The sequence below is a fragment of the Pedobacter cryoconitis genome (assembly GCF_001590605.1).
Lineage (GTDB): Bacteria > Bacteroidota > Bacteroidia > Sphingobacteriales > Sphingobacteriaceae > Pedobacter > Pedobacter cryoconitis_A.
Map to the genome: position 1 here is coordinate 3,457,310 of NZ_CP014504.1, position 14,621 is coordinate 3,471,930.

The window sequence follows — 14,621 nt, forward strand, 5'->3', positions numbered from 1 at the left end:
CCAGATTATTTCATTTATTACCACCAAAAGTGGGGAAGAACCAGCATAGTCCAGAATATCCAGAGCGCAATACACTCTATTCAGGACACTTTATTGTTGGTGAATTAATATGTTACCAACAAGGATTGTACTAACTAAATCATTTGCCTGGAGGTTTTATAAAGAACATTCGGGAATACTCCTTTTCTTTTTTGTGACCGTGATCAGCTATTGCTTTTTCATCAAAACAGCAGGAATTTACAGAAAGGAGGAATCTGTTTTCTATCACTTGATGCTAATAATGACTTTCCTGACTTCACCAGCTATTATGGGTGCAGTATTTGTACTTTGGATATTCTACACCATTAAGAGTTGGCAGTTTATTGGGCAGGAACTTAAGAAAGATCAATTTAAGTTCCTTTCTTACAGTATTACATCCTCTAGCAAAGCAGCTCAGTTCTTTGCCTGGTGTTATGTCCAGTAGATGATCTCGTTACCACTAATTGGCTACTGACTATTTGCGTCAATACTTGGGCTGATCTATCATTCTTTATTAATCCCTGCTATTACCTTTGTTTTTATTCTAATCCTAATCAGCCTAAGCGTCGTTGTATATTCGAATTTCACCAACCAAGTAGAGCGCTCAAGGTCAAATGGCACGCTCCTTCAACTTACGTCAGGTCGCAAAAAGCACTTTTCAACACTATTTCTTTACCAACTACTAGACAGAGGTAAGTTTTCTTTTTTGCTCACCAAAATATTTTCATGGCTGATCATTATCGGAATGATCAATCTGTGAACACTTTGTCCGTTGGAACAAGCTCATGAACATCAAACCGGTGATGCATATGGAACATAAAGCCGGAGACAAAGTTTTTGTTGACTATGCCGGTCAGACACTCGGACTCATCGACCGTAGCAGCGGAGAGATTATCGACGTTCAGTTTTTCGTAGCCATCCTTGGAGCCAGTCAGTTGACCTATGCGGAAGCCTCGATGAGCCAAAGGAAAGAAGGCTTCATTGAATCGGTTGAAAATGCATTGCACTTCTTTGGCGGCGTTCCGCGGGTGATCATGCCAGACAACCTGAAGTCTGCAGTAACACGTAGCGATCGGTATGAACCTATGGTGAATGAAACGTTTTTGGAGTTTGCCGAACACTACGACACCACCATTATCCCTGCTCGTGCTTACAAACCAAGAGATTATGTGTAAAAATTACATATGTAAACTACCCACTATAAATAACTGTTTATAAGATTTTTAACCTTAGAATAGTTTACATAACGTTATTGATAGAGGTTCACAATGTAGTGGCTGTTAAAACAATAATGTTATGTCTACAAACTACGCCTCATTCGAGGAACTCACTAATTCGGCTTCAAAATATCTGGAAGATATAGGACAAAGCAAACAAACAGTAATCATATACAATTGGATTTGGAAAAAGGTAAAAGTGTACATGGACAATGTGCATATAGAAAAGTGTACCCCTAAAACCATTGTAGATTATCTGAACCTTACTTATGGCGATCAACTTATCGCAAAACTTACCCATCATCAGAAACATTGTTTAAGATGCGCACTTTGTTTAGCCCAGTTTGCAGAAACAAACAAAATGATAGAGATAATCCAACGACGGGGAGTTATTGTACTTGAAGGTGAAATAGGCGGGCAAATGAAACAGTATATCAATTATAAGCGATCACTGCGGTTGAACCAAAAGACATTGCGGGGATATTCCTGGTATTTATGGTTGTTTTGCAAGTTTGTTACGTAACACTTTTACGTGTAATTAAACAAAAATTCTTGTTGAACCTGACTGCTGGACGACTGCCAAATTCAGTGATGCGGGGTAAAATATTCCATTATAAGCGAAATAAGTCCTTTTTCCATCGAAGAATAGCTTTTTACTTTATGAACCTAGCAGGGCTCTAACCAGTGACCAAAAGATCATTAGTCTTTTACGGATCAATACCAAAACTTGTGGGGAAGCGTGAAAATTTTTAGTTTTGGGCTTTGAATTTTACAGATGTTATCAAGTTACCAAGAGCTCCTACGTTTATTATTACCCGATTTTATATTAGAGAATTTTGAGTTGAAATCTGCTCGTAAAGAGCATGATATTTTACATATTGCTCTGGAAGAGGTGAATTCTATTCCAGTGGCATTTGAAAAGGATAAACTGGAGTCCAAAGGTTTCTTTCCTACCATCACCGTCCAGGATTTCCCCATGCGCGGACATCAGGTCTTTTTTCATATCAAACGACGCAGATGGCTGAACCATACCACAGGAAAAGTGGCTTACCGAGACTGGAGCCTGGTTGCTAAGGGAACGCGAATGACAGGGGAATTCGCGGCTTTTTTAAAACAACTCAGTCAGTACCGCCCCGAATGATATTCAAACGATCGGGAACTTTTATGGAGTAAAAGGCAGAAATCTTGGGCGTCAGTACAAGGATTTTTTAAGTGGTTTTAAGAGTTGGGATCAAAAAGAACATGCCAGTAAATGGTTGCTTTATCCAGACAATCTGGGTACACAACTTTCCATAGATGAGACCAGCGTGTCCCATGGCGAGCTTTATACCATTGTCACTAATAAAGCTGCCAGAGGTAAAAAAGGGGCAATTGTAGCAATTGTTGCAGGTGTAAAAGCAGAAACTGTCATTGAAGTGCTTAGAAAAATTCCATTGAATAAAAGGCGGAAGGTGAAAGAAATTACGTTGGATATGGCTGGTAATATGGAACTGATTGCCAAAAGAGCATTTCCTGTTGCGGTCAGGGTAACCGACAGGTTTCATGTACAGCAACTGGCCACAGAAGCCTTGCAGGAAATGCGAATCAAGCACCGATGGGCAGCATTAGATGCCGAAAATGAAGCGATAGAAAAGGCGAAAAAAGGGAACTATGATTTCCAGTCCAGCTTTCTCCCTAATGGGGATACCCTCAAGCAATTACTGGCCAGAAGCAGATACGTTTTGTATAAACGTGCTGAATATTGGACTCAAAGTCAAAAAGAAAGAGCAGATCTGTTATTTGAGCGTTATCCGGATCTGAAGCAGGCCTATGATTTAAGTATGAACCTCAGCAATATCTTTGAAAAAACTACCGATAAAGTGTATGGTTTGGCCAGGCTGGCCAGATGGCACGAAAAGGTAAGGCAAGCGGGATTTAAAGCTTTTAATACCATTTCAAGAACCATTGAAAATCACTATCAAACGATCTTGAATTATTTCGACAACAGATCTACCAATGCTTCTGCAGAATCTTTTAATGCCAAACTCAAAGCTTTTAGATCCCAATTCAGGGGGGTGAGAAATATCGATTTTTTCTTGTTCAGACTATCTCGGATTTACGCCTAATTTAATTCAGCCCCACAAGTTTTGGTATTGATCCTCTTTTACTCTAACCAACTGAGCTATGAGAGGCAAATATCGTTTCCTTCCAAACAAAAAAGCCGCTTTTCGATGAGAAAAGCGGCTTTTTACGAGTGGGCCATGATGGGCTCGAACCATCGACCAAAAGATTATGAGTCTTCTACTTTGACCGTCCATTAAAGGACAAAAATCATCATTTCTAGCTTACAGAAGCAATATAATCACTTTTTTTAAAACTTCAAAATTTTGCTCCGTAACGTATTTGTAACGGTTTATTCAGAAAAGATGAATAATTATGATACACACTAAATTGCTTTTTGTGGTTAAATACTCCTGTTGAAATATACAGCACTTCTTGATTTCTATAGTTAATTCAAATATTCAAAAATCAAGAGTTATTGAAAAACATATTTAAGTGTTTGCTTAAATAAGAAAACTACTTGTATCTTTATCACTTTATTTAATCCTAAAAAAGGAAATTATGGAAAACAATCAATCGTGTATCAGAGTGTTTGCCGACAAGGTTCAAATAGACAATTGTCGCGAAATACTTCAAGACAACAACAAAGCATTCAACGAGTTGAGCGGACTTTTAGCATTGGCAGGAAACGAAGTAAGGCTGAAAATCTTATTTCTCTTAGAAGAAGAAAACGAACTCTGTCCTTGCGACCTTTCAGACATTCTCGGAATGAGTATCCCAGCCGTTTCACAACATCTCAGAAAACTAAAGGACGGAAACGTTATTGAAGGGAGAAGAGAAGGACAAACCATTTTCTACTCTTTGAAACAAGAGCAACTGACCTTGCTTCGTCCATTTTTTAAACACATCATAAACAATTCAAAAAAGGAGACAGTATGAACAAGAAAAACAACAGACTTGTTGGAGCGGGAGTTCTTTCGGCAGTAGCAGCATCACTTTGCTGCATAACACCTGTATTGGCTCTTATTTCAGGAGCATCAGGAGTGGCATCTACATTTTCGTGGATGGAACCAGCAAGACCTTATCTTATAGGTATTACTGTTTTGGTATTGGGCTTTGCTTGGTATCAGAAACTCAAACCACGAACAGCCGAAGAAATTCAGTGTGATTGCGAAGAAGACGAAAAGAAACCTTTTATGCAGACCAAAACATTTTTGGGAGTTGTAACCGTGTTTGCAGGCTTGATGCTCGCTTTTCCAAACTATTCACACATTTTCTATCCTTCAAACGACAACAAAGAAGTTGTAATCGTCAATGCCTCGGACATCCAAACCGTAACTTTTGATTTAAAAGGAATGACTTGCAATGGATGTGCTTCACACGTACAAAATGCCGTAAATAAGTTGCCGGGTATTGTTAAGATAGATGCGAGTTACGAAGAAGCAACTACCAAAGTGGAATTTGACCAAACCAAAGTGAGCTTGGCTCAAATTGAAGAAGCCATCAACGGTACAGGTTACAAAGTGGTTGGCAAGAAATAGTATTTTTTTGTTTTTTTTATTTAAGAATCTTATTAAATAATTACACAATGAAAAAGAATTTGATTTTATTGAGTGCTTTGTTCCTAATTGGAATTACTCAGGTCAAAGCCCAATGTTGCAAACCGAATGACAGTAAAGCACAAACAGAAAATGTAACACAACAAGTAGGTAAGACCGTGAAACTGAAAATTACGGGGATGACTTGTGCAGGTTGTTCCAACCACATTTCAAATGCCCTTAAAAAAGTGGACGGCATTAATGAACACAAAGTGGAATATCCGGCGATTTGGCAACTATTCAATACGACCCGAAGAAAACAAATCCTGATCCTATCATTAGGATAATTGAAAAAACAGGCTATAAAGCTGAAATCATCAAAGAAACTCAAAAAAAGAAAGCGTAATGAACAAAGAAACCATAAAACTTGACATCACAGGTATGACCTGCGACCATTGTGCCACAGGCATTGAAAAACTTCTTTCAAAAAATGAAGGAGTAACAGAAGCTAAGGTAAACTATCCGAAGGCCAGTTGCGAATGTTCTTATGACCCTTCAAAAACCAGCAAAGAAGAAATCATCAACACCATCAACGGCATGAAAAACTATCGTGTAAAAGGTGAAATTTCAGAAACAGGAAGTTGTAACAACAACCATTTTGACCTGATTATCATCGGTGGTGGTTCGGCAGCATTTTCAGCAGCCATAAAAGCCGAAAGTTTAGGATTATCAACCTTAATGGTAAACGGTGGATTGGATTTTGGCGGAACTTGCGTAAATGTAGGTTGTGTGCCATCTAAGAATTTAATCCGTGCAGGAGAAAATGCTTATCACGCTACACATTCCAACTTTGCAGGTATAAAACCAAAAGGTGTTGATATTGATTTTCCACAAGTTATCAAAGACAAGAAAAAATTGGTTGCCGTACTTCAAGAAAAGAAATATATGGATGTGGTGAGCGATTTTATAAATTTAAAAATGATTACAGGTTGGGCGGAGTTTAAAGACAACAAAACAATTGTTGTTGATAATAAAACAGAGTATACAGCTTTGAAATTTATCATTGCCACTGGTGCCACTACAAATATTCCAAGCATTGAAGGATTGAATGAAATTGGCTATCTGACCAATGTTTCGCTTTTTGATTTAGAAGAAAAACTCGAAAGCATCACTATTATGGGAGCAGGTTACATTGGTTTGGAAATAGCTATGGCATATAATCGTTTAGGTGTAAAGGTACGTATTATAGAATTTACAGACCGAGTATTGCGGAAACAAACCCCTGACATTAGTGAAGTATTGGAAACTCAAATGCGAAAAGAAGGTATTGAGCTCCTCCCTAATTTCCGTGCTGTTAAATTCGAGAAAAAAGGAAGTGAGACAATCATTCATTGCAAATGTCCGGACGGTTCTTTTACGCAAATCACAGAAAAAGGGAGAATAGTAGTTGCGTCAGGAACAAAACCCAATACACAAAGGCTGGGATTGCAAAACATAGGCATAGAATTGAACAAAACGGGTCATGTTTTGGTGAACGAAAAAATGGAAACTAATTTACCTAACATCTATGCAGTAGGCGATGTTGCCAATACACCTGCATTTGTTTACACAGCCGCCTTTGAAGGAAAAATTGCTGTAGAAAATTCTTTTTCAGGAGCTGAAAATAAAGCAGATTATACTTCCTTGCCTTGGGTGGTTTTTACTGACCCACAAATTGCAGGTGCAGGTTTAGACGAAGTACAGGCAGAAGCCAAAGGCATTCCGTTTGAAATTTCAAAATTGGAACTTAAAGACGTACCGAGAGCCATAGCAGCAAACGACACAAGGGGTTTTATCAAACTCATTCGCAACACCGAAACTGACAAATTGATAGGTGCAAGAGTAGTTGCACCTGAAGGCGGAGAACTTATCCAACTATTAAGTATGTCAATCAAACACGGAATAACTGTAAAAGACTTGGCAGACAGTTTCTACCCTTATCTGACTTTGGGAGAAGGCATCAAATTAGCAGCAATAACTTTTGGTAAAGACGTATCGAAATTGAGTTGCTGTGCAAGTTAATATTTAACAATAACGGAAGTTTGCCTATACAATATCAAAATCACTCAAATCATTATTCCTCAAAGTGGAAGAACTGGCTTCTGTTTCAGATGAAAGTGTGCTATCCAAAAGCTCGGCAATTTTTCGGGAAGCACCTTTGATGGAATTTTCCAGCAGGCTGAATAATTCGGCACCCTGCAATCTTTGAACTATCGTAATCGCCATTTCCTTTTGGGCTTGCTCCAAATTTTCCTTTTTGGAATAACGCCCCTACGGAGCTTGGTTCGTCATAGGTAACCCCTTGAGCAAGACTATCATCGCCACCGGATATTCCGTACCTGTTCCATTCTTCTTCCTCTTCCTTTAAATCAGGCATATTTCTGAAAACATCGTCCATTGCCAAAAATTCAGTTCCTTTCGTGGAAATCATACCCTCTAACTTTAACGGTTTACCTTCCATTAAGATTTGTTTCTGGGCATCCTCTAATTTCACGCCCTTAATTTCATCGGGAATTTTTATGAAATCTGTCCGTAATGCAACAAGTTCATTGGTAAGCATGTCCACACTGATAATAGATTGTAATGATTACCATGATTTTGTCGCATTTCCATTTGTTTATGATCTTTATGTTCCATAATACTGTGATTTTATTGTCTTTAATTAAAAACTAGTCGATCTTGGCACTTCTAAGTCTTAAAGAGTTTAGAATAACGGATACTGAACTGAAACTCATGGCAAGCGCAGCTATCATTGGTGATAATAAAATCCCAAAAAATGGATATAAAAGACCTGCTGCAACTGGTATACCTAAAACATTATAACCAAGAGCGAAAAATAGATTACCCTTTATATTGCCCATTACTTTATGGCTCAAAAACCTCGCTTTTGCAATTCCATTGAGGTCTCCTTTCACTAATGTTACTGCTGCACTTTCAATGGCGACATCTGTTCCTGTACCCATAGCAATGCCAATATCTGCCTGTGACAAGGCAGGGGCATCATTTATACCATCACCTGCCATAGCAACCTTTTTACCTTCAGCCTGCAGTTTTTTGATTTCATTTAGCTTGTCCTCTGGAAGCATTCCTGCTTTAAAACCATCTAAATTCAAGGTTCGGCTAACGGCTCTTGCTGTATCTTCATTATCGCCAGTGAACATGATTACTTTTAAACCTTCTTCCTGAAGCTTTTTGATAGCGGTTGCACTAGAGGGCTTGATTTTATCTGAAATAACCACAAAACCAACAGCTTCATCCCCGACGGCCAAATAAGAAACTGTCTTTCCTTGTTTTTGCGCAGACTTAACTAGTTCTTCCAATTCGGGATTAATCTTGGCTTTAACGTGTTCCATTAGTTTCTGGTTACCTAAAGCAAGTTTTTCGTCTTTTAAAGTACCCGTTACACCTTTACCTGTTACAGCTTCAAAATTTGAAATTGGTTGAACTTTTACTTTGTTTTCTTCCCCATAACGTAATGTCGCCTGTGCTAAAGGATGTTCACTGCTACTATTTAACGCTACTATTCTTTCAAGGACTTTCTTTTCATCAAAATCCGGATTTGCACTAACGACCTTTTCAACCGATGGCTTTCCCTCTGTAACCGTTCCAGTCTTATCAATGATGACAACATCAATGACATTCATTTTCTCTAAGGATTCTGCATTTTTGATAAGCACACCAGATTGTGCGCCTTTTCCTACACCTACCATTACCGACATAGGCGTAGCAAGACCAAGCGCACATGGGCAAGCAATGATCAATACTGCAATAGAATTAACGAATGCATAAACATAAGATGGTTCAGGCCCATAGATTGCCCATACCACAAATGTAGCTATTGCAATCAACCCCACTACAGGAACAAAATATCCTGAAATCTTATCAGCCATCTTTTGAATGGGGGCTTTCGATCGGCTTGCCGAGTTTACCATTTCGATGATCTGGGACAGCAAAGTTTCCGAACCCACTTTTTCGGCAAGCATTACAAAAGTTTTATTACCGTTAATTGTACCTGAACTTACGTTATCTCCCGTCTTTTTTTCAACCGGGACAGGTTCACCAGAGATCATGGATTCATCAATTATGGCTTCTCCTGTTTTAATACTGCCATCAACAGGTATTTTTTCCCCAGGTTTCACCCTTAATAAATCTCCCTTTTGGATATCGTCAATGGAAACTGATATTTCTTTATCTCCCACAACCTTTGTCGCCGTATTAGGCGCTAATTTCAATAGTTCTTTAATGGCACTATTAGTCTTACCATGCGCTCGTGCTTCTAAGAGCTGCCCAAGCAATACCAGGGTAAGAATAACTGTTGCAGCTTCAAAATAAACGTAGACTGTACCATGGTGGGTTTTAAACTGATCTGGAAAAACATCAGGAAAAAGCAGGGCGACAAGGCTAAAAAGCCAAGCCACCCCCGCACCAATTCCTATCAACGTAAACATATTTAGTTTCCAGGTTATTAGCGATTGCCATGCACGCTGAAAGAACATCCATGTTGCATAAAAAACTACCGGAATGGAAAAAGCAAACTGAACCCAGTTCCAATATTTCAGTTCCATCAAGTTAAACAACGGATTATTTGGAATCATTTCCGTCATTGCTATGGTAAAAATGGGAATAGTAAAAATTGTAGCAATCTTAAATTTACGCAACAAGGTGTCATAAGTTTTATCTTCCGCTTCCAAGTTCACGCCCGTAGGTACCAAGTCCATCCCACATATTGGGCATGAACCTGGTTGATCTCTAATAATTTCGGGATGCATAGGGCAGGTAAATTGTGTTGTTTGTTTTAATTCAGGCTGTTTTAGTAAATCCATCCCACAAACAGGACAATTTCCTGGTTTGTCATAGGTTTTATCCCCTTCACAATGCATAGGGCAATAATATACACCACCAGTTTCATTTTTATGAGCCTTTAATGGGGCATTATCATGATGGGAATGAGCAGAAGCAGAATGTTCCTGATGGTCGTGATTATGTATTTGTTTATCCTCCGCAGTCTTATGGAATCCAGACATGTGAATCTTGTAATTTCCAGCAACCGAAAGAACTTCCTGCAACTTTTCGGTTGGAATGTGCTTATCCATTGTGATTATTGCTTCAGCAGGCTCCAAAGTAACCTTAGCAGAAATCCCATCAATTGCATTCAAGGCATTCTCAACTTTAGTTTGACAACCTTGGCAGGTCATTCCGGTTATTTTATAAGTATGTTTCATAAGGTGATGATTTTAATAAGTTAATAGTTTAAGGTTAGTCCGGCACCATAGCCCATGTCACTATCATAGTGGGTAGATAGACCAAAATATTTTGTAACTATATATCTAAAACCTGCCATGTATTCCTTATCTGTGTTAACCATAAATTGAAAGCGTAATCTTTTGGAGATAGGAACATCTTCTCTCATCAACTGAAATCTAACATTACCTTTATGATCAACAGAAGCATCAGCTACAACTAACATCGGCAAAGTGTATTGCACCCCTAAATGAAACACCTGTCTAAAGTTTTTGGTATTTTTTTGTCCAAAAAGGTTGTCTCCGGGTGATAATGATTGTCCAAAAATATTTTTGTCCATTAGATCAATCGTTCTTTTACGAAAATCCCATCCCACATAAGGGAAGAGCCATTGATTTCGCCCGATGTACCTTCCAAAATGACTTTCGCTTTCATAGCCCATTTCTTTATCAAAGCCAATTCTCCATTCGGTTGTAAAGCGGTAGCGTGTGTTAGCCAACATAATCTCACCATCACTACCATTTGTTTCTATTCCAATTCTTGCCATTGGATGAAATTCCCTATCATCACTGAACAATTTGCGTTGCGCTAATTTAGGGTTAGGGATTTCGGGATTAGGTGGCGAGTTTTCATAACTGAATACCCTTCCCATTCCACTCATCATGTGGTAAAGGATATGGCAATGAAAAAACCAATCACCTCCAGGTTCTGTAGCCGCAAATTCGATGGTATCCCTCTCCATTGGCATAATGTCTATGATGTTTTTCATAGGTGCATTTTCACCTTGTCCATTCACTACTCTGAAATCATGACCATGTAAGTGCATAGGATGACGCATCATACTATTGTTGAATAAGATGATCCTCACATTTTCGCCTTTCTTAATCAGGATTTTATCACTTTCTGAAACCGTTTTGTTATCCAAAGTCCATACATAACGATTCATATTCCCTGTGAGATCAAACTTTAACTCTTTCCATGGGCCATTAGGTAAAGTTGTTTTCTTTGGATCACGGAGCATTCCATAATTTAAAGTAACGATGTCGGGGTTATCAGCGGCCATGTTCATTCCTGCCATGCTTTTATCGTTTGGCATTTGCATACCTGACATCGCTGCTTTTTTATTTTCTACCTTAGAATTCTCTTCACCTGTTACTTCCGGATACATCACAGTATTCATGTCCATGACCTGATTCTGCATTTTCATGCCTTCCATTTCTACCATGTTACCGTTCATATCCATCATGTCATTCATCATTTTCATTCCGGCAAAATATTTCAGTTTTGGTAGTTTCTGAGCCGGGACTTTTTCTCCTTTACCCAACCAGAGTGATGCCGATTTTGTACGGTCTTCAGGTGTCACCAGAAATTCGTAACTCTTATTTTCTGGAATGGTTACTACCACATCATACGTTTCGGACACAGCTATAATTAATCTGTCCACTTCTACAGGCTCTACATCATTTCCATCCGTAGCTACAACAGTTATTTTACCACCAGAATAAGTCAACCAGAAATAATCAGATGCCCCACCATTGGCAATTCGTAGCCTTACCTTATCACCTCCTTTAAACTGTGGCTGGACATTCTGATTCTTGCCGTTGATCAAAAATGTATCATAATAGACATCACTCACATCCATCGCATTCATACGCTTCCACTCATTAGTCACTTTGGTTTTGAAATGTCCTGTTCTGATCGCCTCCGCATAACTTTGGGTAGTTCCTTTTTTAATTGCAAACCAATCGTTTGCATTCTTCAGACTTCGGTGTACTTCCTCTGGTTTCATATCAGTCCATTCACTGATGACCACTGGAAGAGTTGGAATCTCCCATTCTTTTCTTTTGTTCATAATGAAAGCACCGTACATTCCAATTTGCTCCTGGAGTTCGAAATGACTATGATACCAGTGTGTACCATTCTGAACGATGGGGAATTTATAGATATAGGTTGAATGAGGTTTAATAGGCATTTGCGTAAGGAAAGGAACCCCATCCATTTTGTTTGGTAAAAATAGACCATGCCAGTGCAGGGATGTCTCCTCATTCAGATTATTATGCACATATATCAATGCCGTATCACCTTGCGTAAATGTTAGAGTTGGCATTGGTATCTGTCCATTTACAGCAATTGCCCGCTTTGTTTTCTTTCCATAAGTTACTGTTGTATCTGCAATGTAAAGATCATAGCGAACAGTACGAGGCGGCGCACTATTTGAAATGGTTTTAATTGGCCCTAAATTTAACTTTGCCCTTTTGATGTTTTCCATTGTGGCAGTATTATCTCCCATGTCCATCCCCCCCATGTCATCCATTCCGTCATTCTTTTTGGAATGATCTTTTACAGGCATTTCCATTTGGTCATGCTTAGGTTTAGTCGCCTTAGCTTTTTCCGGCACCAGTTTCATTCCACACTTAGGGCAATTGCCGGGCTTTGTCGCATGGATTTCAGGATGCATCGGACAGGTATAGGTTACCGTTTGCGTTGGTTCATTGTCTCCTTGTTTTTTCATCGGCATATTCATATCACCCATATCTGATGCCTTTACAGGTTGGGACTTTTGATCTGGGACAGAAACCTTCTGTTTAGGAGCTGTTGTTTTTTTAACAACTAGCTTCATACCGCATTTTGGGCAATTTCCAGGTTTACTAGATTGTATTTCCGGATGCATGGGACAAGTATAAATAGTCTCTGCCTGCTTATTACTTTCTTTTTTTGGCATTTTCATTCCTTTCATCTCCTGGGCAGAAACCGTAGAGTATAGAATCAATAAAAAGGCCGTTAATATGTTTTTCATTTCTTTGGTGATTAAGGGTTAGTTAAAGATTCTTTTTGTTTAAACTATCCTTTGAATTTTGAACCCAGCTGATAATTAACGATTTCTCCGCTTCGCTCAAAATGGCATTTCTATGGATCAAGGTATATGACGACAAGGGCATAGTGCCATCTTTTAAACTGTTCTCTATGGAGCGTAATTTACTCTGCTGTCTTCTTGGAGTATAGGTGCCAAATTCATTAAAATTTAATTCTTCTTTACCAGATTGTATATGGTAATCCATAAACCAGTGGAAGGGCTGCACATAAGTATACCATGGATAGTCGGTATTATTACTATGGCAATCATAGCAGGCTTTCTTCAAGATTCCCTGTACATCAGGTGGCATGGTAACCATTTTGGAAATGTCATTTGGCATAGCCTGCCCACTTTTATTGCGGGCAGGGTGTACAAACTGGATAATTATAAGGATTACCAATAACCCAAGAGGTAATTTCTTTATGCCGTTCATGGCTATTATTTTAATTCTTCTTTAACAGTACCGCAAGTTGGCATAGCCTTTCCAAGATAAGGGTTTTTAATATCCTTCACTTCGCTCAACCAGATTGCCCCCTTATTGTTATTGTACATCGGACAGTGGTCAACATATAAAGGTTGATTGGTTCCAAGTAGTTTAACAAGGTCGTACATATCCTTACTCAACATATCAAAATGTTCTCGCTGATGCGCTATGTTTCCTGTATTGGCACCAATATGTTCAGCATGCTCTTTAGCATCATCTTGTATATCAGTATAGGCTTTACTTTGTTCTGGTGTTAAAGATTTCTTATCAAAAGAAGCGAAGCCAGCAACCATTTCATTTCCTGCTGCTGCTGCGTCTTTATCATTATCATTTGTAAAGGCATTTTTTAATTTTAGATATGAACTTAACAATGCGGCAGTAGAAGTGCCTTTTTCTGAAGATTCTGTTACAGCGGACTTAGTTGATGTAGCCTCTGAAGTAGCAGCAGTTTCAGTTTTATTACTACCATTAGAACAAGCAGCTAGAAATAGTAAAGAAAAAGCCATGCTATAAATTAATGTTTTCATCTTATTTTAATTAAAATATTTTTAAATGGTTGATTACCTACTTAAGGACAAAAGCGTATTTCCGTTATCCTTTAGTAGAATTATTTGATAAAATCTGAGAGTCAATTGTACAGTCACGACCCCAGTAAAGGTGAGGCTGTACAATCAACAAACAGAATTACTTTAAAGTTTCCTTTACTTCCCCGCAGGTTAACATTTGTTTACCGAAATAAGGATTTTTAATCGCTGCGTTATCAGAAAGCCAATAACTCTTTTTCATTGGGCAATAGTCATAATAGACTGGGTCTTTAGTAAGCTTTACAGCTTTGGCCAGCTTGAAAAGATTAGTAGAAAAATTAGCGAAATGCTCTCTTTGATGGGAAATCTCTTTTGTTTCCGAGATATGCTTGGCATCAAATGCAAGTTTATCCTGAAATCCCATGAAAGCAGTCATTTCTGCCTTTGGCATTGATTTCATATCTATACTTGCTAAAGCTTTAGAAAACTCACTTGCTTTTGATGCAGCCGCTGTTGCATCGGAGTTTACTAACGCATTTTTGATGTCGTAGTAAGAAGTTAATAATGATTGTGTCTGGCTGCTTTGAGCAAAACCAGGTTTGATCCATGCAGTTGCAATTAAAGCAACTACCAAAAATATCTTTTTCATGATGTAATAATTTAATG

14 protein-coding genes and 2 pseudogenes are annotated in these 14,621 nt (G+C 38.5%); 9 read left to right on the forward strand and 7 right to left on the reverse strand.

All coding sequences use genetic code 11. The features are described 5' to 3' along the window. Positions 1 to 109 precede the first annotated feature (109 nt). From AY601_RS14080 to merA, 9 genes are all read left to right on the forward strand, one after another. A complete protein-coding gene (locus AY601_RS14080; protein WP_068402173.1) occupies positions 110 to 463 on the forward strand; it encodes a hypothetical protein in 354 nt (117 codons plus the stop codon). A gap of 364 nt (positions 464 to 827) precedes the next feature. Then, a complete protein-coding gene (locus AY601_RS14085; RefSeq protein ID WP_198163529.1) occupies positions 828 to 1,193 on the forward strand; it encodes a DDE-type integrase/transposase/recombinase in 366 nt (121 codons plus the stop codon). A gap of 121 nt (positions 1,194 to 1,314) precedes the next feature. Next, positions 1,315 to 1,758 carry a hypothetical protein gene (locus tag AY601_RS14090; protein ID WP_068402178.1) on the forward strand — a complete coding sequence of 148 codons (444 nt, stop codon included), beginning with the start codon at positions 1,315 to 1,317 and terminating at the stop codon, positions 1,756 to 1,758. A 252-nt stretch (positions 1,759 to 2,010) separates the two neighbouring features. Further along, a complete protein-coding gene (locus tag AY601_RS14095; RefSeq protein ID WP_068395501.1) occupies positions 2,011 to 2,376 on the forward strand; it encodes a transposase in 366 nt (121 codons plus the stop codon). 10 nt (positions 2,377 to 2,386) lie between these two features. Continuing rightward, positions 2,387 to 3,340 carry a transposase gene (locus AY601_RS14100; RefSeq protein WP_068402180.1) on the forward strand — a complete coding sequence of 318 codons (954 nt, stop codon included), beginning with the start codon at positions 2,387 to 2,389 and terminating at the stop codon, positions 3,338 to 3,340. Positions 3,341 to 3,836: 496 nt separating this feature from the next. After that, on the forward strand, positions 3,837 to 4,214 hold the full coding sequence (locus tag AY601_RS14110) for an ArsR/SmtB family transcription factor (protein WP_068402182.1): 378 nt from the start codon (positions 3,837 to 3,839) through the stop codon (positions 4,212 to 4,214). After that, positions 4,211 to 4,816: a mercuric transport protein MerTP gene (merTP, locus tag AY601_RS14115; protein ID WP_068402185.1), complete on the forward strand. Its 606-nt coding sequence runs from the start codon at positions 4,211 to 4,213 to the stop codon at positions 4,814 to 4,816. Before AY601_RS14110 ends, merTP begins: the two co-directional genes overlap by 4 nt. A 47-nt stretch (positions 4,817 to 4,863) precedes the next feature. Beyond that, positions 4,864 to 5,160: a cation transporter gene (locus AY601_RS14120; RefSeq protein WP_232324601.1), complete on the forward strand. Its 297-nt coding sequence runs from the start codon at positions 4,864 to 4,866 to the stop codon at positions 5,158 to 5,160. A 58-nt stretch (positions 5,161 to 5,218) separates the two neighbouring features. After that, positions 5,219 to 6,874, forward strand: coding sequence for a mercury(II) reductase (gene merA, locus AY601_RS14125; protein WP_068402187.1), 1,656 nt, complete (start codon positions 5,219 to 5,221; stop codon positions 6,872 to 6,874). A gap of 24 nt (positions 6,875 to 6,898) precedes the next feature. Here the strand turns inward: merA and AY601_RS26260 are convergent. The 7 genes and pseudogenes from AY601_RS26260 to AY601_RS14155 form a co-directional block, all read right to left on the reverse strand. Continuing rightward, positions 6,899 to 7,250: pseudogene (locus AY601_RS26260) on the reverse strand (conjugal transfer protein TraD); the annotation flags it as partial. Further along, positions 7,251 to 7,436, reverse strand: a pseudogene (locus AY601_RS26265) (DUF3945 domain-containing protein); the annotation flags it as partial. 85 nt (positions 7,437 to 7,521) lie between these two features. After that, a complete protein-coding gene (locus AY601_RS14135; protein ID WP_068402191.1) occupies positions 7,522 to 10,074 on the reverse strand; it encodes a heavy metal translocating P-type ATPase in 2,553 nt (850 codons plus the stop codon). Positions 10,075 to 10,094: 20 nt separating this feature from the next. Beyond that, positions 10,095 to 12,890 carry a multicopper oxidase domain-containing protein gene (locus tag AY601_RS14140; protein WP_084359276.1) on the reverse strand — a complete coding sequence of 932 codons (2,796 nt, stop codon included), beginning with the start codon at positions 12,888 to 12,890 and terminating at the stop codon, positions 10,095 to 10,097. Between the two features lie 22 nt (positions 12,891 to 12,912). Beyond that, positions 12,913 to 13,380: a heme-binding domain-containing protein gene (locus AY601_RS14145; protein ID WP_068402194.1), complete on the reverse strand. Its 468-nt coding sequence runs from the start codon at positions 13,378 to 13,380 to the stop codon at positions 12,913 to 12,915. Positions 13,381 to 13,385: 5 nt separating this feature from the next. Further along, positions 13,386 to 13,958: a DUF3347 domain-containing protein gene (locus tag AY601_RS14150; protein WP_068402196.1), complete on the reverse strand. Its 573-nt coding sequence runs from the start codon at positions 13,956 to 13,958 to the stop codon at positions 13,386 to 13,388. A 157-nt stretch (positions 13,959 to 14,115) separates the two neighbouring features. Beyond that, entirely contained in the window at positions 14,116 to 14,604 is a 489-nt protein-coding gene (locus AY601_RS14155) for a DUF3347 domain-containing protein (protein ID WP_068402198.1), read from the reverse strand. Between the last annotated feature and the right edge of the window lie 17 nt (positions 14,605 to 14,621).